Origin of the sequence: Streptomyces sp. NPDC005402 (assembly GCF_040606575.1) — a bacterium.
Classification (GTDB): domain Bacteria; phylum Actinomycetota; class Actinomycetes; order Streptomycetales; family Streptomycetaceae; genus Streptomyces.
Genome location: NZ_JBEXFB010000025.1, coordinates 86,267 through 106,709, shown reverse-complemented (window position 1 = coordinate 106,709; position 20,443 = coordinate 86,267). Strand labels below are relative to the sequence as shown.

General features: G+C 71.3%; 22 protein-coding genes. 11 read left to right on the top strand and 11 right to left on the bottom strand.

Annotation, left to right across the window (positions count from 1 at the left end; translation table 11 throughout):
• Positions 1-53: 53 nt before the first annotated feature.
• From ABZT02_RS36835 to ABZT02_RS36815, 5 genes are all read right to left on the bottom strand, one after another.
• Entirely contained in the window at positions 54-1,631 is a 1,578-nt protein-coding gene (locus ABZT02_RS36835) for a class I adenylate-forming enzyme family protein (protein ID WP_356025609.1), read from the bottom strand.
• Positions 1,618-2,988: an FAD-dependent oxidoreductase gene (locus ABZT02_RS36830; protein WP_356025607.1), complete on the bottom strand. Its 1,371-nt coding sequence runs from the start codon at positions 2,986-2,988 to the stop codon at positions 1,618-1,620. Before ABZT02_RS36830 ends, ABZT02_RS36835 begins: the two co-directional genes overlap by 14 nt.
• Positions 2,985-3,959, bottom strand: coding sequence for a UbiA family prenyltransferase (locus ABZT02_RS36825; RefSeq protein ID WP_356025605.1), 975 nt, complete (start codon positions 3,957-3,959; stop codon positions 2,985-2,987). Before ABZT02_RS36825 ends, ABZT02_RS36830 begins: the two co-directional genes overlap by 4 nt.
• Positions 3,960-4,091: 132 nt before the next feature.
• On the bottom strand, positions 4,092-5,234 hold the full coding sequence (locus ABZT02_RS36820) for a DegT/DnrJ/EryC1/StrS family aminotransferase (protein WP_356025603.1): 1,143 nt from the start codon (positions 5,232-5,234) through the stop codon (positions 4,092-4,094).
• Positions 5,231-6,433 carry a DegT/DnrJ/EryC1/StrS family aminotransferase gene (locus ABZT02_RS36815; RefSeq protein ID WP_356025600.1) on the bottom strand — a complete coding sequence of 401 codons (1,203 nt, stop codon included), beginning with the start codon at positions 6,431-6,433 and terminating at the stop codon, positions 5,231-5,233. The genes ABZT02_RS36820 and ABZT02_RS36815 overlap by 4 nt, the downstream gene beginning before the upstream one ends.
• Before the next feature lie 177 nt (positions 6,434-6,610).
• On the opposite strand from ABZT02_RS36815, the gene ABZT02_RS36810 reads away from it, so the two are divergent.
• Genes ABZT02_RS36810 through ABZT02_RS36785 form a run of 6 tightly spaced genes read left to right on the top strand, consistent with a single transcriptional unit; the run spans position 6,611 to position 12,394 of the window.
• Positions 6,611-7,687 (top strand): Gfo/Idh/MocA family oxidoreductase, encoded by a 1,077-nt coding sequence (locus ABZT02_RS36810; protein WP_356025598.1) that lies wholly within the window; start codon positions 6,611-6,613, stop codon positions 7,685-7,687.
• A 1-nt stretch (position 7,688) separates the two neighbouring features.
• Positions 7,689-8,594 (top strand): sugar phosphate isomerase/epimerase family protein, encoded by a 906-nt coding sequence (locus ABZT02_RS36805; protein ID WP_356025595.1) that lies wholly within the window; start codon positions 7,689-7,691, stop codon positions 8,592-8,594.
• Positions 8,591-9,886, top strand: coding sequence for a M20/M25/M40 family metallo-hydrolase (locus ABZT02_RS36800; protein ID WP_356025592.1), 1,296 nt, complete (start codon positions 8,591-8,593; stop codon positions 9,884-9,886). The genes ABZT02_RS36805 and ABZT02_RS36800 overlap by 4 nt, the downstream gene beginning before the upstream one ends.
• Positions 9,883-11,016: an Ldh family oxidoreductase gene (locus ABZT02_RS36795; RefSeq protein WP_356025590.1), complete on the top strand. Its 1,134-nt coding sequence runs from the start codon at positions 9,883-9,885 to the stop codon at positions 11,014-11,016. The genes ABZT02_RS36800 and ABZT02_RS36795 overlap by 4 nt, the downstream gene beginning before the upstream one ends.
• Positions 11,013-11,963: a Gfo/Idh/MocA family oxidoreductase gene (locus ABZT02_RS36790; RefSeq protein ID WP_356025587.1), complete on the top strand. Its 951-nt coding sequence runs from the start codon at positions 11,013-11,015 to the stop codon at positions 11,961-11,963. The genes ABZT02_RS36795 and ABZT02_RS36790 overlap by 4 nt, the downstream gene beginning before the upstream one ends.
• Complete coding sequence (locus ABZT02_RS36785; protein ID WP_356025584.1) at positions 11,960-12,394, top strand: hypothetical protein; 435 nt, start codon at positions 11,960-11,962, stop codon at positions 12,392-12,394. The genes ABZT02_RS36790 and ABZT02_RS36785 overlap by 4 nt, the downstream gene beginning before the upstream one ends.
• 79 nt (positions 12,395-12,473) lie before the next feature.
• On the opposite strand, the gene ABZT02_RS36780 is transcribed toward ABZT02_RS36785, so the two are convergent.
• The 5 genes from ABZT02_RS36780 to ABZT02_RS36760 all read right to left on the bottom strand — a co-directional run bounded on the left by ABZT02_RS36780 (position 12,474) and on the right by ABZT02_RS36760 (position 15,646).
• Positions 12,474-13,007: an EF-hand domain-containing protein gene (locus ABZT02_RS36780; protein ID WP_356025581.1), complete on the bottom strand. Its 534-nt coding sequence runs from the start codon at positions 13,005-13,007 to the stop codon at positions 12,474-12,476.
• 207 nt (positions 13,008-13,214) lie between these two features.
• Positions 13,215-14,474, bottom strand: a complete 1,260-nt coding sequence (locus tag ABZT02_RS36775; RefSeq protein ID WP_356025578.1) for a nucleotide sugar dehydrogenase — start codon at positions 14,472-14,474, stop codon at positions 13,215-13,217.
• A gap of 51 nt (positions 14,475-14,525) precedes the next feature.
• Positions 14,526-14,834: a hypothetical protein gene (locus ABZT02_RS36770; protein ID WP_356025575.1), complete on the bottom strand. Its 309-nt coding sequence runs from the start codon at positions 14,832-14,834 to the stop codon at positions 14,526-14,528.
• Positions 14,835-15,117: 283 nt separating this feature from the next.
• Positions 15,118-15,324, bottom strand: a complete 207-nt coding sequence (locus ABZT02_RS36765; RefSeq protein ID WP_356025573.1) for a hypothetical protein — start codon at positions 15,322-15,324, stop codon at positions 15,118-15,120.
• A 37-nt stretch (positions 15,325-15,361) separates the two neighbouring features.
• Positions 15,362-15,646: a hypothetical protein gene (locus ABZT02_RS36760; RefSeq protein WP_356025571.1), complete on the bottom strand. Its 285-nt coding sequence runs from the start codon at positions 15,644-15,646 to the stop codon at positions 15,362-15,364.
• A 307-nt stretch (positions 15,647-15,953) separates the two neighbouring features.
• Between ABZT02_RS36760 and ABZT02_RS36755 the strand changes: the two genes are divergently transcribed.
• From ABZT02_RS36755 to ABZT02_RS36735, 5 genes are all read left to right on the top strand, one after another.
• Positions 15,954-16,082, top strand: a complete 129-nt coding sequence (locus ABZT02_RS36755; RefSeq protein WP_356025569.1) for a hypothetical protein — start codon at positions 15,954-15,956, stop codon at positions 16,080-16,082.
• 438 nt (positions 16,083-16,520) lie between these two features.
• Positions 16,521-16,754, top strand: coding sequence for an ATP-binding protein (locus ABZT02_RS36750; protein WP_356025656.1), 234 nt, complete (start codon positions 16,521-16,523; stop codon positions 16,752-16,754).
• Positions 16,755-16,849: 95 nt separating this feature from the next.
• Positions 16,850-17,467 (top strand): GNAT family protein, encoded by a 618-nt coding sequence (locus ABZT02_RS36745; RefSeq protein WP_356025567.1) that lies wholly within the window; start codon positions 16,850-16,852, stop codon positions 17,465-17,467.
• A 468-nt stretch (positions 17,468-17,935) separates the two neighbouring features.
• A complete protein-coding gene (locus ABZT02_RS36740; protein ID WP_356025564.1) occupies positions 17,936-18,403 on the top strand; it encodes a PLDc N-terminal domain-containing protein in 468 nt (155 codons plus the stop codon).
• A 33-nt stretch (positions 18,404-18,436) separates the two neighbouring features.
• Positions 18,437-18,925, top strand: coding sequence for a hypothetical protein (locus ABZT02_RS36735; protein ID WP_356025562.1), 489 nt, complete (start codon positions 18,437-18,439; stop codon positions 18,923-18,925).
• Positions 18,926-19,058: 133 nt separating this feature from the next.
• Here the strand turns inward: ABZT02_RS36735 and ABZT02_RS36730 are convergent, their stop codons facing one another.
• On the bottom strand, positions 19,059-20,396 hold the full coding sequence (locus ABZT02_RS36730; protein ID WP_356025559.1) for a hypothetical protein: 1,338 nt from the start codon (positions 20,394-20,396) through the stop codon (positions 19,059-19,061).
• Positions 20,397-20,443 lie beyond the last annotated feature (47 nt).

The window sequence follows — 20,443 nt, the reverse complement described above, 5'->3', positions numbered from 1 at the left end:
TCAGGCTCGTAGGCGGTGGCTTGTCAGGCCCGGCTCGTAGGTGGTGGCCTTTGTCAGGTCCAGCGGCCGGTCCCGGTGACCGCGGTGCCGGTGAGGTGCCGGGCCAGGGCGGCGCGGCGAACCTTGCCGGTGCCCGTGCGAGGGACCTCGTCCCAGGTCAGGACCGCGGGCTGACGCATCGTCGGCAGCCCCTGGGCGGCCTGTTTCCAGGCATCCGGATCCAGTCGGCCGTCGGCGGTGACCACGGCCGGCAGCGGATCGCCGTCCGGGGCGCCGACGATCACGCATTCCAGGGCCTGGGGCAGCCGCTGCTCCAGCACGTCCTCGGTCCGCAGGCAGCTCATTCCGGGCAGGGTGTCGGCCTCGCGGTCCAGGACGCTGACGCTGCCGTCGCGGTGGTGCACCCCCACATCACCCGTGGACCACCAGTTGCCGACGCGCTTGGCCTCCCAGCGTTTTTGTTCGCCGACGTAGCCCAGGGCGAGGGCCGGTGTGCGGACCAGGAGCAGACCCGGGCGGCCGCGCGGGACCGGGCGCAGTGTGTCCGGGTCCACCACGCGCAGCCGGGTCCGGCCCGGCACCGGACGGCCCAACTTGCGCGTCGTGGACGCGGCGTTCGGTGCGAGCGCGGAGCTCCGCGTGTGGAAGCGGAACGTCAGCGGTCCGGTCTCGGTCTGGCCCCAGCCCTGCATCCACAGCGGGTGGGCGCGGCGGCTGGCGGTCAGGTACGCGCGCAGGGCGGGCGGGTGCATCGCGTCGTAGGTGCTGATGTACAGGCGGACGCGCCGGAACGGGTTGTCCAGCCGTACGGTGAGCCGCCGCAGCCGGACGTAGGTGGCCGGCAGCGCCTCCACCACGGTGGGCGGGTACGCCCGCAGCAACGGGTCGGCGGTGTCCGGGTCGTCGCCGGTGAGGACCACGATCCTGGCGGGCGCGAGCGCCGTCACCACCGCCGTCCAGCAGAAGGTGCGCCCGTGTGCGTACGCGCTGGCGTTGCACAGGACGTCGTCCCGGCGCAGGCCGATACCCGGGTAGCGCACCGCCTCCAGGCGGGCCAGCTTGTGCACGAGTGTCCGCGTGGAGTGGACCACCAGTTTGGGCACGCCGGTCGTCCCCGAGGTGTGGTGGATGACCAAGGGCTCGTCCTCGTGGCGCCGTACCGGCGCACCGGGTCCGGAGGCGTCCAGTGCGGCGAGGTGGGTCGCGCCGGGCACAGCGGTGTCGACGGTGATGCAGAGGGGGGCCGCGGCGGCGGCGTCCCGGCAGCGGGCCAGCACCGCGGAGGTGGTGATCAGCGCGGCCGGCCGCAGCCGCCGCAGCAGGGTGAGGAGGTCCGGGGTGTCCAGTCGGGCGGACAGTTGGGCAGGCACGGCGCCGACGCGGACGGCGGCGCAGGCGAGCAGGTCGTAGTCCCAGTGGTTGTTCTTCACGATGGCCACGCGGTCCCCGGGCCGGACCCCGGCTCCGGTGAGCCGGGCGGCGGTGGCGCGGACCAGGGCGGCGAGCTCAGCGACGGTCCACCGGGTGCCCGCCTGCGGGGCGATGTCGAAGGGCCGGTCCAGGTGGAACACGGTCCGGGCGCCGCCCGCCGCCGCGTCGTCGAACAGGGTGCCCATGTCATGCGGTCGCACGGATCTCCTCCGCCAGGTCGGGGCCGGACGACGGGCGCCGCCGCAGCCTGCTCAGGACACGGGACGCGGCCAGCGCGCCCGCGCGAACGGCACCCTCGGACGCGGGCCGCAGCATCACCCAGTCGCCGGCGTACTCCACGGCGCGCGCCGGGCGGGCCAGGAAGCCGGGGCGTTCCCGCAGCGCCTGCGGGGTGGCTTCCGGCAGGCCGTGGCGGAAGGCGTGCACGAGGTGGTGGCGGCGGGCACCGGCGAGGCCCGGTACGTAGCGTTCCGCCGCGTGGGCGAGCACATCGGCGGCCTCGTCGGGGGAGGCGTCCAGCAGCTCGCGGACCCGGCGCGGACCGGCCACGAGGGTGATCAGCCCGCGCCCGGCGGGGGCCCGGCCGGGGTCCTTGGCGTGGTCGACGACCACACCGGAGAGTACGTCCTCCTCGACGGCCGGGGTGAGCAGGATATGCACCGGACGCCGGTCGGCCGGGGCCAGCGGGCGGTCCAGCAGGTAGCTGACCTTCATCATCGGGGTGAAGGTGCAGGCCGTGACGAACGGTCGCTCGTCGGCGGGGACGTCCGGGCGGAGCGCCGCCGCGACGGGAGCCGGTACGGCCAGGACCGCGGCCCGCGCCCTGACCTCACCGTCGTCGAACCGCAGGACGGCGTGCTCGCCCGCGTCGGTGACCTCCCGCACGGCGCGGCCGGTGACGACGTCGGTACCGGCGGCCAGCCGGCGGGCCAGGAAGTCCATGCCACCCCGGTAGGTACGCCAGGTGGTGGGGGAGCCGGTCTCCAGCAGCAGGCTCACCAGGGGGGCGGCGGCGGAGCGGGCGGTGTCCCAGCCGAAGAAGCACCCCGCGACCGGCTGGAGGAGGTAGTCGTGCAGGTCGGGGTGGTAGCGGGCGGCCGTCTCCCGCACGCTGGCGGCACCGAGCGGACTGTGCTCGGGGCGGTCGCCGTCGAACCGGGTGCGACGGCGACCGGTCCACGCCGAGAAGACGGCCAGGTCGAGCCGGGCGCGGGCGGACAGGCCGGCGCCGGTGAACACCGCCGTGCTCTCGCCGACGCCGAGGTGGGCGCGCCCGTCACGCCAGACGGCCACCCCACCGCCGACCCGGGGGACGTCCGCCGGGCCGGCGCCCAGTCGGCGCAGCAGCTCCCAGGTGGCACGGTAGCCGCGCGAGGCGACTTGCTCGGCTCCGGTGTCCACCGTCCAGCCCTCGTGGCGCAGGCTGCGCATCCGGCCGCCCACCTGCGGCAATTGCTCGTAGACCCGCACCGACAGCCCGGCGCGCCGCAGTTCGTGGGCGGCGGTCAGACCGGCGATGCCGGCGCCGACGACCGCGACGTCGACCTCGGGCGTCATCGGGCGGCCCCCGCTGCCACCAGGATGTTGGCCACGGTCATCAGCACCACACTCAGCCGGTGCACCGCGAAGCCCGTCCGGCGGGCCGTCATGATGTCTGCCCGGACGAACCCGGTCAGGTACTGGCGGGCCCGCAGCGCGGTCGCCGGCAGCATCAGCAGCACGAACCACCACGGGGCCGCCCCGGTGACCGAGGCGACCGCACCGATGAGGAACTCGGTGACCGACAGGGCCCCGATGAAGACGGCGTTGCCCCGTTCGGACACCAGAGCCGCCACGGTCGGACGGCCCACCGTCCGGTCGCCGGCGACGTCGTTGGTGTTGGAGTAGACGCCGAACATCAGCGGCCCGAACCCGAAGAGCACCGCCTGCACCATCAGGAAGCCGGACCAGCCCCCTGCCACCAGGCCGTACGGCACGATCACGAGCACGGCACCGAGAGCGACGAGGAACGCCTCCTGGAAACCGTGGTAACTGATCTTCAGGCCGTACGAGTACTGCAGCGACACGGCGAACAGCGCGCCCGCCGCCACCAGCGCCCACAGCGGGCGGTGCGGTGCCAGCGCGGCGGCGCCCACCCACAGCACAGCGCCCGCGGCCGCGCAGCCCCAGGCGAAGCGCAACGCCTGCGGCACCGTCAGCGTCCCGGCGACGAGCGGTTTGCGTGCCTTGCTGCGGAGTGGATTGTCGGGACCGTAGTTGGTGAGGTCACTGCCGTCCCGGAAGCCGGTGACGTCGTCCAGGGCGACCATCGCCATCAGGACCGCGATCTCCCCGGCCAGGAACAGCACCAGCACCAGCGCCTGCCGGGCCGTGAAGTCGCCGACCGGGAACAGGGCGGCGGAGAGGGCAAGAAAGATTCCGAGGTAGTAGTCGTACACGTCCAGCTTGCCGAGCCGCGCGTAGACGCGCAGCCTGCTGGTGCCATGGGCGGCGGGCGCGGGACGGCCGACCGCGATGCTGTCCGTCATGGGTGACCTCTTGGGTTTCTCTGCGTCGGACGGGGTGCCGCGCGCCGTCCGGGAGACGGGACGGTCCCGGCGGCTGTCGTATGTTGCTGTGCTCTGTTGTGGTGCTGTGCTGTAGTGCTGCGCCGTCGTGCGTCAGGGGCGCTCGGTGACGAACGCGCACACCAGGTCGGCGACGTGTTCGACCTGCGTGTCGCTCAGCAAGTGGTGCACCGGGAGCGCCAGATGACGGCGGGCGGCCTGTTCCGCGCACGGCCAGCGGGCACCGGGGGGCGCGTAGGGGGCGAAGGCGCGGTGCGCGGGCAGGGGACGCGGGTAGTAGACGTGCGAGGCCACCCCCCACTCGGCCAGATGGGCGCCGAGGGCGTCCCGGTCGGAGGCGAGCACCGTGTAGACGTAGAAGCACCGGCCGTCCCGGTCGGGCGGGGGCGGGACCACACCGCGGCCGGTCAGCGGCGTGAAGCGCTCGGTGTAGTAGGCGGCGATCTCCGCCCGCCGCGCCAGCCGCTTGGGGAAGCCGCGGTAGCGGTGCGTCTGGAACGCGGCCTGGATCTCGTCGAAGCGGCTGTTGAGCCCGATGGCGTGGTGCACGAAGCGCTGCCCGGCCACCTGGCCGTGGTTGCGCAGCATCCGCACCTTCTCGCCCAGCTCCGCGTCCCGGGTGACCACCACGCCGCCTTCGCCGGGCATGCCGCAGGTCTTGACCTGGACGAAGGAGTAGACGCCCGCCTCGCCCCACAGTCCGGCCGGAACACCGCGCAGGACGCCGCCCTGGGCGACCGCCGAGTCCTCCACCAGACGCAGTCCGTGCCGACGGGCCAGCTCGACGAACCTCGGCATGTCGGCCATCACGGAGAACATGTGGGCCGGCATCACCGCCTTGGTCCGCGCGGTGACGAGTCGCTCGGCATGGTCCGGGTCCATGGTCATGGTGTCCGGCCGGATGTCGGCGAAGACCGGGGTGGCGCCGGTGCCGGCCACCGACGCGGCCAGCGGCGCGCACCCGAACGCGGGCACGATCACCTCGTCACCGGGACCGACCTCCAGAGCCCGCAGCACCAGGGAGAGCGCCGAGGTGCCGCTGGAACACGCGACCACGTCGGCCGCCCCCAAGTCCTCGCGCAGCAGATCCTCGAAGGCCGCGGTGCGCCGGCCCAGGATGAACCGCTGCTCCGGGTCCAGGCCCACCTCCCGGACCAGGCCGATGAGCGCGGTGCGGTCGGCTTCGAAGAGGGCGGGCGGGAAGAACGGGACGGCGGGAGGGAGCGATACGGTCATACGGTCGTCCTCCCGCCGGCGAGGAAGCAGCGGACGGTGTCACACACGCGGTCCAGGTCGCCGGGGCCGAGATCGGGGTGGAACGGCAGAGCCACGGCACGCCGGGCCGCCGCCTCGGCGTGCGGGAACTCGCCCGTCCGGTGGCCCAGGTGGGCGAAGACGGGCTGGTGGGGCAGCGGCACCGGGTAGTAGACCTCGGTGCCGATGCCGTGCCGGTCGAGATGGGCGACGAGAGCGTCCCGGTCCTCGGTCTCGATGAGGTAGACGTAATACACGTCGCGGGTGCCAGGCCCCTCGGCGGTGACGCGCGGCAGGCGGATGATGCCCGGCACGTCCCGCAGGCGGGCGGTGTAGGCGTCGGCCAGCTCGGCCCGGTACGCGATCTGCTCCTCCAGGAGGGGCAGCTTGGCGAGCAGGACGGCCGCCTGGATGTCGTCCATCTTGCTGTTCACGCCCGGCCACGCGCTGTCGGTCGAGATCGCCGGGAAGTCGTTCAGCGTACGGCCGGTCCTGCCGTGGTGGCGCAGGGCCGCGACGGTGTCCGCCACCTCCGGGTCGTCGGTGAGCACGGCTCCCGCGTCCCCCAGCGCCCCGAGCGTCTTGGAGGGGAAGAAGGACAGCACCCCTCCGGCGCCGTGCAGGCCCGCGTGCACACAGCGTCGGCGCATGCCGATCGCCTCGGCGCTGTCCTCGACCACCGTCAGACCGTGCCGCCATGCGACCGCGGTGACGGCCTCCAGGTCGGCCATGGTGTGGAACAGGTGCACCGGCATCACGAACCGGCTGCGGGGAGTGACGGCCGCCTCCAGGGCCGCCGGATCCATCGCGTACGTCCCCGGGTCGATGTCGACGAACTGGGGCCGGCCGCCTGCCAGAACGACGGCCGACGCGGTGGCGAAGAACGAGTACGCGGGCACCAGGACGCCGTCGCCGGGACGCAGCCCACAGGCGCGCAGCAGCAGCACGAGCGCGTCGGTGCCGCTGTTGACGCCGACCACGTACCGCGCGCCGGTGTATTCCGCGAGCGCCGTCTCAAGCTGTCCGACCTGTTTTCCGTGAGAGAACTTACCGCTGTGGAAAACCTCCTCCAGTGACTTTTCGATGGAAGGCCACAGCAGTTCGAAGGTTTTAGCCTGGGAAAAGAAGGGAACCGCATGCGCCGCTTCTTCTACGGCCGGTAATCCGCTCAATTTCTTCACCGCTCCGTTGGGTCGTGCCGAATATCGACGCTAATAGGAATCGTGGGCCGCAGAGAATGAGGAAGGGGCAACTTCACACTTTGTGAGTAAATGCCTTCCGGATGTCTTGACCCATTCCTTCCGGGACGGCAATAGTCCTGCGTCACAACGGAGTTGGCGCACGGACTAGGAGGCCCTGTGCTGCAGCCCCTCGTGGTCGGGCTCGGCCGGTCCGGATCCGGACTGCACTTGAGGACGCTGGCCCGGCTGGCCGGGCGGACCGGAAGCACGGGTGATCCACTCGTCGCCCTGCCCGCGGTCGGCTGCGACCCGCGCGCCGGCGTTCTGCGGCTGGCGGCCGCCCCCGACGGGACGACCGTCGTCACCACGCTGGACGAGGCCCTGGACCACGTGGACCCCGCCAACGCGGTGGTGCACGTGTGCACGCCGCCCCGGTTGCGGCACGCCTTGATCGCGGAGCTCGCCGGGCACGGCTTCCGCCGGATGATCGTGGAGAAACCCCTGGCCGCGTCCTGCGACGAACTCGACGCCCTGATCCGGCTCCGTGACGAGACGGGCCTCGCCCTCGTGGCCGTGGCCCACTGGACCGGCTCCCGGCTCGCGGGCCGACTGCGCGGGCTCGTCCGCGGCGGCCGGCTCGGCCCGCTGCGGCGCATCACCGTGGACCAGCACAAGCCGCGCTTCCTGCGGTCCCTGACCACCGACGGGCACCAGAGCGCCCTCGACGTGGAGATCCCCCACTCCCTGGCCCTGGCCCTCGACCTGGCCGGCCCCGCCGAACTGCGCGCTGCGCGCTGCTGGGACCTGCGCTGCGAAGACCGGGAGCTGCCGGGTATGGGCGGCGCCCACCTGGAACTGGAGCACAGTACCGGGGTGTCCACCCTGCTGCGCTCCGACCTGGGCGCACCCGTGCGGCAACGCAGCGTCGTCTGCGAGTTCGACGGCGGGACGGCCACGGGCCACTTCCCCCTCAGCGAGGACGACGACCACGCCCAGCTCGTCATCACCCCTGCCGGCGGCGATGCGCGCGCGGCGCCGACCGGAGCCCCCGCCACGGGCGGCGTGCCAGGACCCGGCCGCCAGGTTTTCCGGGACGACGCCCTGACCGACTTCCTGGAAGGCGCCTATCGCGGCTTCCTCTCCCAAGCGCCGGACGCCACCGGGTTCTCGCTCGCCGGTGAGACCGCCCGCCTGCTTTGCGCGGCCCGGGAACACTGCGCCGCCGCACCATCCGCCTACACCAGGAGCCGCTGACATGCCCCGACATGGCACCGCCGGATACCGCGCCGCGGGATTCGGGCCCCTGGCCGGGATCGGCGACGAGGCGGCGCCCGATACCGACGGCCAGCTGGCCGCCTTGTGCCACCTGGGCTGGAACGCCATCGAACTGCGCACCATCGACGGCACCGCACTCGCCGACCTCTCCCCAGCCGCCTTCGCCACCCTGGCCCGGCGGCTGGAGGACGTCGGCGTCACGGTGATCGCCGTGGCCTCCAGGATCGGCAACTGGTCCCGTCCCGTCACCGGTGACCTCGCCGTGGACCTCGCCGAACTGGACGTCCTGGCCGAGCGGTGCGCTGCCCTGAATTGCCGTCTCGTACGGATCATGTCGTACCCCAACGACGGTCTGACGGAGACCGAGTGGGCCGACCGCGTCCTCGCCCGCACCGCCGTCCTGGCGGACCGCGCCGAGCGCGCGGGCCTGGTGCTGGTGCACGAGAACTGCGCGGGCTGGGCCGGGGACCGGGCCGACCGCGCGCTCCGACTGCTGCGTGCCGTGGACAGCCCGGCCCTGCGCCTGCTGTTCGACACCGGCAACGGCGTTCCCTACGGCTACCGCGCGCCGGACATGCTTCAGGACCTCGCCCCCTACGTGGCCCACGTCCACATCAAGGACGCCGTCCGCACCCCGGACGGCACCACCGCCTACACCCTGCCCGGTGAGGGCGGTGCCGAGGTGGCCGCGTGCCTGCGGATCCTGGCCGCCCACGGCTACACCGGGGCCCTCTCCCTCGAACCGCACCTCGCCGTGCGCCCCCACGAGGGCCTGGTCCGGGCCGGTGAGGACGCCGGTGACCTGTTCGTGCGGGCCGGACAGGCGCTCACCCGGCTGCTGCGGTCCGTGGAGGCGGCACCCGCCTGTCCGGACGGTACGGCGTGACCGCACTGTTCACCGACCAGTACCAGAAGCTGCTGCTGGACCTCCTGCGCCTGCCCAGCGTCAACCCTCTGGAGGCCGGGCCCGACGACCCGCCGTCCCGGCTGCCCGACCTCCTCGACCGGTACGCGGCAGCCGCCGCCGACGCGGGGTTGGACACCGTACGGCTCGCGGCCGCGCCCGCCGCATGTCTGGACCGGCCCGGGGTTCCGTCCACCGTCCGGGCCGCCGCGTGCGATCCGCGCTTCCTAGCAGACCAGCCCAGCCTGCTGCTGCGGCTGGGACCCGAGCGTCCCCGCGTGGACACGGTGATGTTCAACGTCCATCTGGACACCGTCGCCGGACACGTCCCGCCCGCCTTCGACGGAAGCAGGTTCACCGGCCGGGGCGCGGTCGACGCCAAAGGGCCCGCCGTCGCCCTGCTCGCGGGACTGCGGGCCGCCGCGTCCCACCCCGCCGTCGGACGGGACATCACCGTCCTGGTCCAGGCCGTCGCCGGGGAGGAAGGCGGCGCCCTGGGCACCTACGGCACCCGCCCCCTGCTGGAAGCCGGCCATTACGGACGCCTCAACGTGTTCTGCGAGCCGACCGGTCTGCGCGCGCTGCCCCGGGCGACCGCTTCCATGACCACCCGGATCACCGTCACCGGTGAGGACGCCGTGGACGACCATCCGGACGCCGGACACAACGCCACCGTGCTGCTCGGCTTCCTCGCCCAGCACCTCGCCACCCGCCTGGACGGGGCCGTACCCGGCGCACGGGTGTGCCTGGCCGGGCTGCACACCGGCCGCACGCACAACCGCGTCCACGGCACCGGCACCCTGTTGGTGAACCTGTCCTACGGCACCACCGCGGACGGCCGTCACCTGAAGGCCGCAGTGACCCGGCACGTCAGCGACGGTCTGCTCCGCTTCACCGAACTCTTCGCCTCCACCCGGGAGTTCGCCCGCACGGCACGGGACGGGGCACGCATCACACGGCTCGGCTGGGACAAGCACGGACTGCCCGCGCTGGACAACCGCGATCCCTGGGCCGAGGCACTCCTGGCCCGCGCGGGAGCCCGGCCGGCGGACGGCGACCCCGGTTTCACGTGCGACGCCATCTGGGCCGCCGGTCTGGACGACGCGTTCACCACCGTGCTCGGCCCCGGTGACCTCGCCGCCAACCACGCCCACGCTCCCGGGGAGTTCGTCGACCTCGCCGACCTGGAGGACTTCGCGAACGTCGTCCACCGCCTCGTCACTCTCTTCGCCGAAGACCACCGACCGGCCCCTCCCGTAAGGAACCCCGTATGACGGTGTCCACCGCCTCCCCGGCACCCTCCGACCACGCATCCGTCCTTGTCGGCCACGCCGAGCTGCGTGCCGCGCTGACCGGCCTGTTCACCGGCCACGGCATTCCGGTGCCCCGGGCCCGGCTCGCCGCCGACGCGCTGTGCCACGGCGACCTCACCGGCCTCGACTCGCACGGGGTGTTCAACCTCACCCGGCTCTACCTGCCGCTGCTGGAGTCGGGGCGCTGCGCCCCCCGTGCCGAACCGCGGACCGTCACCGACCTGGGCGCCTGCGCGGTCGTCGACGCCCGCCGCGCCCTGGGCCTGTGGGCCGCGGCCGAAGCCATGGACGACGCCGTCGCCCGGGCCCGCCGGCACGGCGTCGGCCTGCTGTCCGTGCGCGGCGCTACCCACTTCGGGTGCGCCGGCTTCCACGCCGTCCGCGCCGCGCACGCCGGAATGATCGGCGTCGTCGCGAGCAACTGCGGCGGCCAGCGCATCGCACGCCCGCCGGGAGGCGCGGTGGCCATGCTCGGCACCAACCCGCTGAGCGTCGCCGCACCCGCCCTCGACGGCCACCCCTTCCTGCTGGACATGAGCACCACCGTCGCGCCGACCGGACGGGTACGCGTCGCCGCCCGCCGCGGCACGCCGGTGCCCCCCGGCTGGCTGGAGGACGCGGCGGGCGACCCGGTGACCGATCCGTCCGCCTTCGACCGCGGCGAGGCGTTCCTGCGCTGGCTGGGCGGTACGGCCGAGACCGGGGTCCACAAGGGCTACGGACTCGGTATCGCGGTGGAACTGCTGGCCGCGGTGGTGTCCGGGGCGGCCGTGGGGCCCTCGCCCGCCGCCCTGGAAGGAGACGGCCGGCCGCACGGACAAGACGACGGCATCGGCTTCTTCCTCCTCGCGATCGCCCCGGACGTGCTGCGTCCGGGCACGGACGTCGCCGGCTCGACCCGGTCCCTGTTCGGCGCGCTCGCCGACTGCCCGCCGGTGCCCGACGGCGAACCGGTGCGTTACCCGGGCTGGCGGGAGGCCGAACTCGCCGCCGAGCGCCGGCGCGACGGCATCCCACTGCCGGAGCACCTGTACCGGGAACTGGCCGACCTGGGCCTCCTCGGCGGTCCCGGCTCCGGGAACCCGCGATGACCCGGCCCCTGCGCCTGGGCGTCGTCGGCCTCGGCGCCATCTCCCCCTACTACCTGGCCGCCGCCGAACGGCTGCCCGGCTGGGAGCTGTCGGCCGTGTGCGACACACGCGACCAGGCCCTGGAGCAGTACCGGGGCCGAGCGGCCCGCTTCAGCGACCACAGGACACTGCTGGCCCGGGCACGGCCGGACGCCCTGGTCGTGGCCGTCCCCAACCACGCGCACCTCCCGGTCTGCCGAGAGGCGCTGGCCGCCGGTGTTCCCGTGTGCGTCGAGAAACCCCTTGCCCTCACAGCCGCCGAGGGAAGCCTGCTGGTGGATCTCGCACGGCGCTGCGGCGTCGCTCTGATGACGGCGTTCCACCGCCGCTACAACGCGGCCGTCCGCGCGCTGGCGCACCAGGCGACCGGCCGGAAGATCGTCGCGGTCCGCGTGCGGTACCTGGAGCGCATCGAGGAACATCTCGGCGGTGAGGACTGGTACCTCGACCCCGCCCGCTGCGGCGGCGGATGCGTGGCCGACAACGGCCCGAACGCCCTCGACCTGGTGCGACTGCTGCTCGGCGACGTCACGGTCACCGGCTGCGAGATCCACCGCGACGGCTCGGGCGTCGACCGGCAGGCCGTGATCCGCCTCAACAGCCCCACCGGAGCCACCGCATCGGTGGAACTGGACTGGTCGTATCCGGGAGAACGCAAGGACGTCGAGGCCGAACTGGCCGACGGGGAGGTCCTGCACGCCGACATGCTGGCCGGCCACCCCGGCTTCAAGGCGTCGCTGTGGCACGAGTACGAGGCGATCCTCACGGAGTTCGCCGCCCTCGCCGGCCGGCGCGCCCCGGTCGGCGAGGGAGCGCACGGCGGCCTGCCCGCACTGGAGATGGTCGAGGCTGCCTACCGCTGCGCCCGGCCCGCGTCCGACGCGGCGACGGCGGAGGCGGACCGGTGAACCCGGCGGAGGACGGCCCGAAACGTGTGGTGCGCGCGAGCCTGGTCAAGGTGCTGACGCACCACCGCACGGACCGCGGGATGCGGTTGGAGGAACACGCGGCGCGCTGCGTACGCCGGGGCGAGGTGCACGAACTGGTCAGCACCGACCAATGGGACCCGCGCCCCGGAGCCCGGATCGACCGGGTGGGCTTCCTCGGCTTCGCGGAACTGGTCTGCGGCGGCGTGATCGACCGCGGCGACCTGGTGAGCATCGGGGACACGCCGGTCGGCACGGTCCTCGGCTTCGACGCCTGCCACCTTCCGAACCACTACAACATCCTGATCCACACCCCCCGTCCGGTCAGTGGGCGGGACCTGCGGCTGCGGCCCGAGGCCCGTGTCACCTTCGTCCAGGGCCCGGATGACGGGGGCCTGGGGCAGAAGGACTGACGCCTTCGTCCAGGCCCCCTTCATGGGGTGGCCCCCCTGAGCGGATGCCCAGGGGGGTCACCGGAGCCGGTTCGGCAGGTCAGCCGAGAAGCTCGATGTCCAGCCGGCCGAAGTGGAAGTCGCGGAGCGCCCCCAGCAGTTCCTCCTCGGACAGGCGGCCGTCGCCGTTCGCGTCGATCTGCCCGAACATGTCACCGGCCCGGGAACGCGGCACGCCGACGGCGGTCAGCCAGGCCTGGAACTCGCGCTCGTCGATCTCGCCATCGTGGTTGTCGTCGCACAGGTGGATCAGCGCCTTCACGATGGGGGAGAGGGCGCGGTTGAAGCTCGCCTCGCCCTCCTTGAACAGCATGTCCCCCGTGGCGCTGAGGAACTGCTCCCGGCTGATGCCGCCCCCGGCGGCGACTCCGGCCTTCTGGGCCAGGTTCTCGTAGAGCCCCTGGAACGCGGTCAGGAGTTCCTGCACCTCCGCAGAGTCGGCCTTCCTCCCCAGGTTCTGGGCGATCCGGGCTGCCTCGCCCTGGAAGTCGGCGGGTTCCAGCACACCGTTGCCGTCGGTGTCCCACTTCTCGAAACGCTTCACCAGACGGTCGTTGGCGACAGCAGTGCTCATGTGTTCTCCTTCTCGGTTCGTCTCGGAGAGATGACGGGCTGCGGCCCCTGGTCAGGGCCGCGACCGCGCAGGGCGCTGCCACTGCGCGGGTCTGTGGGCCGGCGGGACGCCGGCAGGAAGGCGCCGACCGGGGTCGGCGGGAGGAGGCGTCGGCTGAGGCGGCGAAAGAGGTCGCGGCTCCAGTGCGGGAGGCGCGACGGGGCTGTGTCAGAGAAGCGTCACCCTGCTGCCCACGGCCTTGCCGCGGGTGTCCAGCACGGTGCAACGGGCTCGGCCCAGAGTTTCTCTCGCGTAGCAGGCGTGGTCCTGCAGCAGGATCGCCACATCCGCCTCAGCCAGGGCTTCCCGCAGGTCCGTGGCGCGCGGCAGGGACCGATCGTCCACGCTGAAGTCGGCCGCGTACGGGTCGTGGTAGAAGACGTCGACCCCGGTGGCAAGCAGCCCTGCGGCCACGGGGCGCGCCGGTGACTCGCGTATGTCGGCGACGTCGGCCTTGTAGGTGACGCCCAGGAGGAGGGCACGTGCGCCCTCGGGTCGGCCGCGCGTCTCGGTGAGCAGTGACAGGGCCCGGTTCACGACATGCCTCGGCATGTGGGTGAGGACCTCGTGTGCGGCTGCCAGCATGCGGAAGGAAAAACCGTGGGACCCCGCCCGCGCGGCCAGATAGCGGGGGTCGACGGGGATGCAGTGCCCGCCGACGCCGGGACCGGGACGGAAAGCGGCGAAGCCGAACGGCTTCGCCGCCGCGCAGTGCAGAACGTCCCAGACGTCGATGCCGGCCTGGTGGCAGAACAGCGCCACCTCGTCGACCAGGGCGATATTGACGTAGCGGTAGGTGTTCTCGAGGAGTTTGGCCATTTCCGCCTCCCGCGTGCCCCGGGCGAGGACGAGGTGGTCCACGAACCGCCCGTAGAACGCGGTGGCGTACTTCGCGCACAGAGCGGTGCAACCGCTCACGACCTTCGGGGTGTTGCGGACGTCCCAGACCTCGTTGCCGGGGTCGATGCGCTGCGGGGAGTACGCGAGATGGAAGTCCTCGCCCGCTCGCAGTCCACTGCTGCTCTCAAGCAGCGGTCTCACGACATCCTCTGTGGTGCCGGGATAGCTGGTGGACTCCAGGACGACGAGCATGCCGGTGCGCAGCCGGGCAGCGACGACTCTCGAGGCGTCCTGCACCGCGGACAAGTCGGGTAAGCCCTCCGGCGTGAGCCCGGTTGGAACACAGATCACCACGGTCTGTGCGTCGTCCAGGATCGCGGGGTCGGCCGTGGCGCGGAAGCCTGCGTCCAGCATGGCCGCGACCTCGGCGTCGCAGACACCACCGACGTGCGAGGGGCCCTCGGCGAGACCGGACACCACGGTGCCGGACACGTCGTACCCGGCGGTGGCCAGGCCGGCCGAGACCGCGGCTCGGGCGAGCGGTAACCCGACATGTCCAAGCCCCATGACGACAAGGTCTACGGTCATGTGAAGCAGTACTCCTGGGTGTGGGGGGACCGGAGCATGGAAAGCGGTGGTTCAGGCCGAGAAGCTGCCGCTGCCGGGCGCCACGTGCGCCCCGAAGCCGGGCTGCACGGTGAGGCCGGGCGTCAGACAGAAGGGGTCGCCGTATACCGTGACCGGCCCGTCGGTGCGATTCGTCAGCACGTGTGCGTCCGCCGGAAGCTTGTGACAGCCGTGAGGATCCTGGTAAACGGTCAGCGGCACCAGTTCCGTCCGGAACACCACGACCTCGCCGGGCTCCGCCGCGGCGGCTGTACCGGGGACTGCGGTCCCCGCGAAAAGCGCACAGGTCACAGCGAGCAGAAAGGTCCGGGCACCACGCATAAGCAGCCTCCTTTGGAATTCTTCGGTCATTTCTATTTTCCTCGGGAATTCTTCGCGGGGCGAAGGACGGTTGGGCGCCGAGGCCCCCGCACGAATATCGTCACAGTCCGTTGGTGAGTTCTTCGTGTATCTGCGGATGGTCATCCTGAATCGTGCGTCGCGGCATAGCGCAGTGCCGCGATGAAAGCTGTGTGGGCGTCGCCGTTGACCTCGTCGAAAGGGTCGACCCGGTGACCGTTCTCGCGGGTTACCGGCGAGAACGGTGGCCGCCGAGGCGAGGGCGTCAACGTGCGCGGCCGGCCTGGCGATCAGGCCGAGGGCGGAAACGGGGGATGTCGACCAGGTCGGCGTAGTGGTTGGTGAGCGCGGTGCGGATCATGGCGGCGCAGGCGTCGTGGAGGGAGGTCAGGCGGCAGGTAGCTGCGGTGTCGAGGGCCTGTCTGGTCATGAAGATGCCGTCGTCGCTGCGGGGCCACTCCTGTTCGCGCACGGAGTGCCAGGTCCGCAGGCTTCGGTGTCCTTCTCGGTTAGGGCCCACTTGCCGGCGCGCCCAGGTAGTACAGGACACGGTATTTGTCGGCTTCCTCCTGCTCGACGCGGATGCCCAGGACCCGCATCGACCTCACCACTTGGGTGGAGAAGAGGTAGGCGGCGGTGACGCTGCACTTCTGGGAGACCGGCTCGGCCCACGTGCCGTGGTCGCACTGCCCGGAGCGCTTCTGAAGTTCCCGGGCGGAGGCGTGCACCAGGCGTCGCACCTTGGTCGCGGTGGCCGCAAAGGCGCCGTCGGTCAAAGCGTTCTTGTTGCCCATGTCCATGAAGTGCCGGGAGGACTGAGACAGGCGCCGCCCTGGGGCCTTCCTTGGCGCCGAGACGCCCGGTGCAACGCAGCGTGAAAGCCTCGACCGGGGAGGGGTGGCAGCCGATCAGACTGGCCGTGGCCCGCATCATCGAGACGGTGGCGTGATGGTGCGAGAAGTACGCCTCCGCTCTGCGGACGTCCTCAGCCGTCCAGCCCGGCGGCGGCGCCACGGCCTCGCGCGGGAGCTTCTCGAGCCAGCGCAGCATTTGGTGATGCGGCGTGGGGAGCGTACCGATGGTGCGGAAGAAGTCGTTGGCGTGAGGGAGCTCGCCGGAGTCGAGCAGTTCGGCCGCAGAGACGTCCGCCGGCGGATCACCGATCTCGTGGGCCTCGGGCAGGTCTTCGACGGTCATGGGCACGGCTGCTTCCCTTTCTGGCGGCCATGAGACGGGAGCGGAACAACAAGTCGTGCGGCGTTCTTCGGGAGAAGAATGCTGCTGCGCTTCGGCGCCTGGAGTCTGTCCGCTTGCCGGAGAAGGATGCGTCGACGGCAGGTGGTGTACACGTGTGAGTGAATGCGCCTGCATGTGTGGTCAGTTGGCGGCGAGTGAGATGGCGACGTTGTGTGCCGCGAAGGTGCCACGGTCAGGGCGTGGAACGCGTCGTCGTAGCCGAACCGAGGGAGGGGTCGGGGTGCTGGATGGGTGGTCCACCGCGCTCGCACGGGAGGAAACCGCCGGTGACCACGTCCAACACTCCGACGAAGGAAGCCCGTTGAGCGAGCTGACCGGCACCCGCATTCACCACGGCCGTCAATCTCGGCCTGCCTCACTGGCCGATGCCCCGAACCAGTACATCCAGCGGGCTGACGAGAGCAAGACGGGCTGTCTCGACTTCCTCCACCTGGTGCTGCCCGAGAGGACGACCGGCGCTTTCGGCAGGGCCTGCGGCTGTCGAAACTGTCGCAGCACAAGACGCTAGACGACTACAACCTCTCCTTCCAGCCCGAGATCGGCCTCCGCAAAGGCAGGCACCTCGCCAGCTTCTCCTTCGTCGAGGAGAAGGCCAACGTTGTCCTGCTCGACCCGGGTGTTGTCAACGGTTTGATCTTGATCTGAGTATGTTGTTGCTGGTCGGGACGTTCCTTCGATCGATGTGGAGTGGACGAGAAACGCGATTGCCGGGGCGGCCTCTCCGGGCTCACAATCGCCGCGTGAACGATCTTCCGCGGGCTGACTTCTCCGCCAAGCCCACGCTCATCGGTGAGAGGGTGCTCTTGCGCCCGTTCCTCCTGGACGAGGACGCTTCCGCGCTGCGGTCGATCCTCCAGGACCCGGAGGTGGGCCGCCTGACCGGCAGTGACCACGGCCCGGTGGATCCTGAGCCATGGGACGATGCCGCCGAGCAACGGATGCGTGCGTGGTATGGCACTCGTCACGAGCAGTCGGACCGGTTGGACCTGGCGGTGGTCGAGCGTGCGACCGGTACCTGCGTGGGTGAGGCGGTGCTCAATGAATGGGACAGTGGCAACCGCAGCTGCAACTTCAGGATCGCGGTGGCCGCGGCCGGCCAAGCCCGTGGACTCGGCACCGAAGCCGTGCGATTGATCGTCGGTTATGGCTTCGAGCGGCTCGGGCTGCACCGGATCTCGCTGGGTGTGTTCTCCTTCAACCCGCGCGCCCGCCGTGCGTATGAGAAGGCTGGGTTCGTGGTGGAGGGCGTCCGGCGCGACGCGCTGCTGTATGACGGGGGGTGGGTGGACGACATCGTGATGTCGATCCTGGCTCCCGAGTGGGAGCGTCACCGCGGCCATCCGGCATCTGGCCGGTGACCGGGCTGAACTCTGGTGAGGCGGGACACGGAATTCAGCAGGGTCAGATGACCCCGGACTGTGGCGAGGCGGTGCCGCCGCGGCGGGCGAGTTCGCGTCGCAGGTCGAGGTTCTCGCCGTGAGCCTTTTAACGCGTCGCGCAGAGCCGCGCGGAGCATCCAGCTGTAGGTGCCCGACGGGTAGGGCTTGTCGCCAGCGGGAAGGAACGGTGCGGGACAAGACCGCCGCCCTGCGAAGGAAGGGCGCTGGTCCCGCTTCCTGGACGCCGCACTTCCCGCATCCCGCGCCAGCGCGAACTCAACGACGAGCACTACGTCGACGACCAAGCACTCGCGCAGACCCCCGCCGCCCTCCATGGCCGTGAGCACGGGATCACCCGCGTCGGGTGAGGTCACCGGCGCCGGGCGTGTCCACGCTGAAGACAGCACACAACGGCGGCCGGGCCGGAGCCCGGGACGGAGGAGACACATGAGCGCGCAGACGTACCTCGCGTACGACTACCCCCTGCTGAGCGTCTTCTGGAGCATGCTCCTGTTCTTCTTGTGGATCATGTGGTTCGTGCTGCTCTTCCGCGTCGTCTTCGACATCTTCCGTGACGACGAGATGAGCGGCTGGGGGAAGGCCGGCTGGCTGGTGTTGACCATCCTGCTGCCCTTCCTGGGCGTCTTCATCTACGTGATCGCCCGCGGCAAGAACATGGGCCGCCGGGAAATCGCCCAGGCGCGGGCGCAACAGGAAGCCTTCGACGCCCGCGTCAGGGAGGCCGCGGGCGCCGCCAACCGGCCCAGCAGCATCGACGAGCTCGCCAAGCTGTCGGAGATCCGTGCCCGCGGCGACATCACGGACGACGAGTTCCTCAGGGCCAAGGAACTGGTCCTGGCCGGTCACGGCCCGGCGGAAACCACCGGCTCCACCACCCGCAGCCACGGTCTCTGAGTATTCGGACCCCACCAATCGAGGCGCAAGAAGATGACCACGACAAACACCTGGCAGGAACACACGGCGAAGCAGGAATGGGCCACGGGCCTGACCGCCTTCGCGGCAGTGATGCTCTTCCTCGTCGGCCTGCTCGACATCTTCCGGGGCATCATGGCCATAGCCGAGGACGACATCTTCGTCACGACGCGCAACTATGTGTTCGAGTTCGACCTGACCAGCTGGGGCTGGATTCACCTCGCACTGGGCGCGGTCGCTGTGATCGTCGCCATCGGGCTGCTCCGGACCGCGATGTGGGCGCGCGTTGTCGGCGTGGCCATCGCCGGACTCGTCATCATCGCCAACTTCCTCTCCCTGCCCTACTACCCGGTGTGGTCAGTCATCATGCTCACCATGTCCGGGTTCATCATCTGGGCCCTGTGCGTGGTTCCGCATGCCAATCTCTCCGACCTGTCCGAGGCGCGTCCACTGGCCGAGGAGCGCCAGCCGAGCAGGAGCACGTATCCGCGCGGGCCCGCATGAGTACATGGCGGTGAGGTTCTTGCCGTCCTCGCCCCGCTGTCCTCACCTTGTGCGCACCGTCCGGCAGGCCGTCGCCGGGCCGCCCGCCCCGATCCTGCGGGCACCGGGCCGTACGGCGGCGCGTGGCGATCCCTCAAGGTGCGGAGGGGACCTGGGATTCGGTGGTCCTCGGGGCGGGGCCGGTGTCCAGGAATTCCCGGACGGCAAAGCCCAGCAGCACGATGACCGTGGTCCACACCACGACCGCCATGGTCGGGTAGCTCCAGGTGAAGAGGACGATAGCGGCGACCACCACCATCACGACCCCGATCCAGTGCTTGAAACGGTGGACGAACCGCCCGACCGCCCCCAGCCGAAGTCCCCCGGAGACCGCGACGTCGCGCAGGGCGCCGATGCTCCTGCGGCATCCGTTGCGGACGGGGACGGCGATCTTGGACGGGCCGCTGAGGAAAGCGCCGACGGCGGTGATGAGGGCGACGGCACCGAGGGCCCGTACGCCGGCGCGCAAAAACTTGATCAGTGCGTCGTACACCGCTCCGGCGGCGGCCGGGGACGCGCCGGAAGGCAGATGGTCGAGGTAGACGTCGCGGAAGACGGTGAGGGTGATCCCGAGGCACAGCATGGCCACGAACACCGCCAGTCCCACCCCGATCAGCGCGTGCCGGCGGTTGAACGCGGTGTACACCCCCGCAGCGGCCACCAGCAGGGCCACGACGGGCAGCCAGCCGCCCATGATCTCGAGGATCCTCATGTAGGTCTTGATCTTGCCGATGTCCTTCGACTGGACCACCACGAAGTCCGTGTGGACATCCGGGATCTTCGCGGCCGCTCCGAGGCCCGCGTCGACCAACCGTTCCTTGACCTGGGCCACGATCGGCGCCACGTCGATGGCCACCTGGTCGTTCTTCAGCGAGACCGCGCGGCCGCCTTCGCCCGTCAGGGCCTTGTCCACGGCCGAGTGCACCCTGCGGTTGCCCTCCACCCAGGCCGTCTTGAACGCACTGCTGGTGACCGCCCGCTCCACGGTGGCGCTGATCAGCTGCTTCAGACCGTTCGTGATCGGCGCGTCCAGGTTGCCGACCAGCTGGGCCGCCTTCGGTGGGACGCTCTTCTCCGATACGGCATCCTGCAGCTGTTTGACCAAGGCGTCCACGTCGATCTGTGCCAGCACCACGTCGGTGACCCGGTTGGTGACCGCCTTCTGCACATCCGGATCGGAGGCCAGCGGCCCTACCGTGGCGACGTAGCGGTCCGTGTCCCGCACGATGCTGTTCGCCCAGACCGCGACCACGGACAGCATCGACAGCAACGCCGCGAAGAGGATCAGCAGGACCGAACCAGCGGATCGGAACGGGTGATGCCGCGCAGCCCGCGGGCGCGCGCCACTCTCCAGGGCACCCAGGCGGTGCCGCAGTTCGTCCAGTTCGTTGCGTTCGCGGGTGTTCAGCGGCTTGTCGATACCGTCGGTCATGGACACCAGGAGATCCGTGTTGCGCCGCGCGTGCGACCCGTGTGCGC

What these genes read in the sequence shown, in the direction of transcription:
- ABZT02_RS36795 (WP_356025590.1), top strand. Translation starts at nt 9,883, where the DNA reads ATGACGGTGTCCACCGCCTCCCCGGCACCCTCCGACCACGCATCCGTC.
- ABZT02_RS36775 (WP_356025578.1), bottom strand. Translation starts at nt 14,474, where the DNA reads ATGACCGTAGACCTTGTCGTCATGGGGCTTGGACATGTCGGGTTACCG.
- ABZT02_RS36740 (WP_356025564.1), top strand. Translation starts at nt 17,936, where the DNA reads ATGAGCGCGCAGACGTACCTCGCGTACGACTACCCCCTGCTGAGCGTC.
- ABZT02_RS36825 (WP_356025605.1), bottom strand. Translation starts at nt 3,959, where the DNA reads ATGACGGACAGCATCGCGGTCGGCCGTCCCGCGCCCGCCGCCCATGGC.
- ABZT02_RS36760 (WP_356025571.1), bottom strand. Translation starts at nt 15,646, where the DNA reads ATGGGCAACAAGAACGCTTTGACCGACGGCGCCTTTGCGGCCACCGCG.
- ABZT02_RS36770 (WP_356025575.1), bottom strand. Translation starts at nt 14,834, where the DNA reads ATGCGTGGTGCCCGGACCTTTCTGCTCGCTGTGACCTGTGCGCTTTTC.
- ABZT02_RS36780 (WP_356025581.1), bottom strand. Translation starts at nt 13,007, where the DNA reads ATGAGCACTGCTGTCGCCAACGACCGTCTGGTGAAGCGTTTCGAGAAG.
- ABZT02_RS36735 (WP_356025562.1), top strand. Translation starts at nt 18,437, where the DNA reads ATGACCACGACAAACACCTGGCAGGAACACACGGCGAAGCAGGAATGG.
- ABZT02_RS36805 (WP_356025595.1), top strand. Translation starts at nt 7,689, where the DNA reads ATGCCCCGACATGGCACCGCCGGATACCGCGCCGCGGGATTCGGGCCC.
- ABZT02_RS36730 (WP_356025559.1), bottom strand. Translation starts at nt 20,396, where the DNA reads ATGACCGACGGTATCGACAAGCCGCTGAACACCCGCGAACGCAACGAA.
- ABZT02_RS36820 (WP_356025603.1), bottom strand. Translation starts at nt 5,234, where the DNA reads ATGACCGTATCGCTCCCTCCCGCCGTCCCGTTCTTCCCGCCCGCCCTC.
- ABZT02_RS36830 (WP_356025607.1), bottom strand. Translation starts at nt 2,988, where the DNA reads ATGACGCCCGAGGTCGACGTCGCGGTCGTCGGCGCCGGCATCGCCGGT.
- ABZT02_RS36790 (WP_356025587.1), top strand. Translation starts at nt 11,013, where the DNA reads ATGACCCGGCCCCTGCGCCTGGGCGTCGTCGGCCTCGGCGCCATCTCC.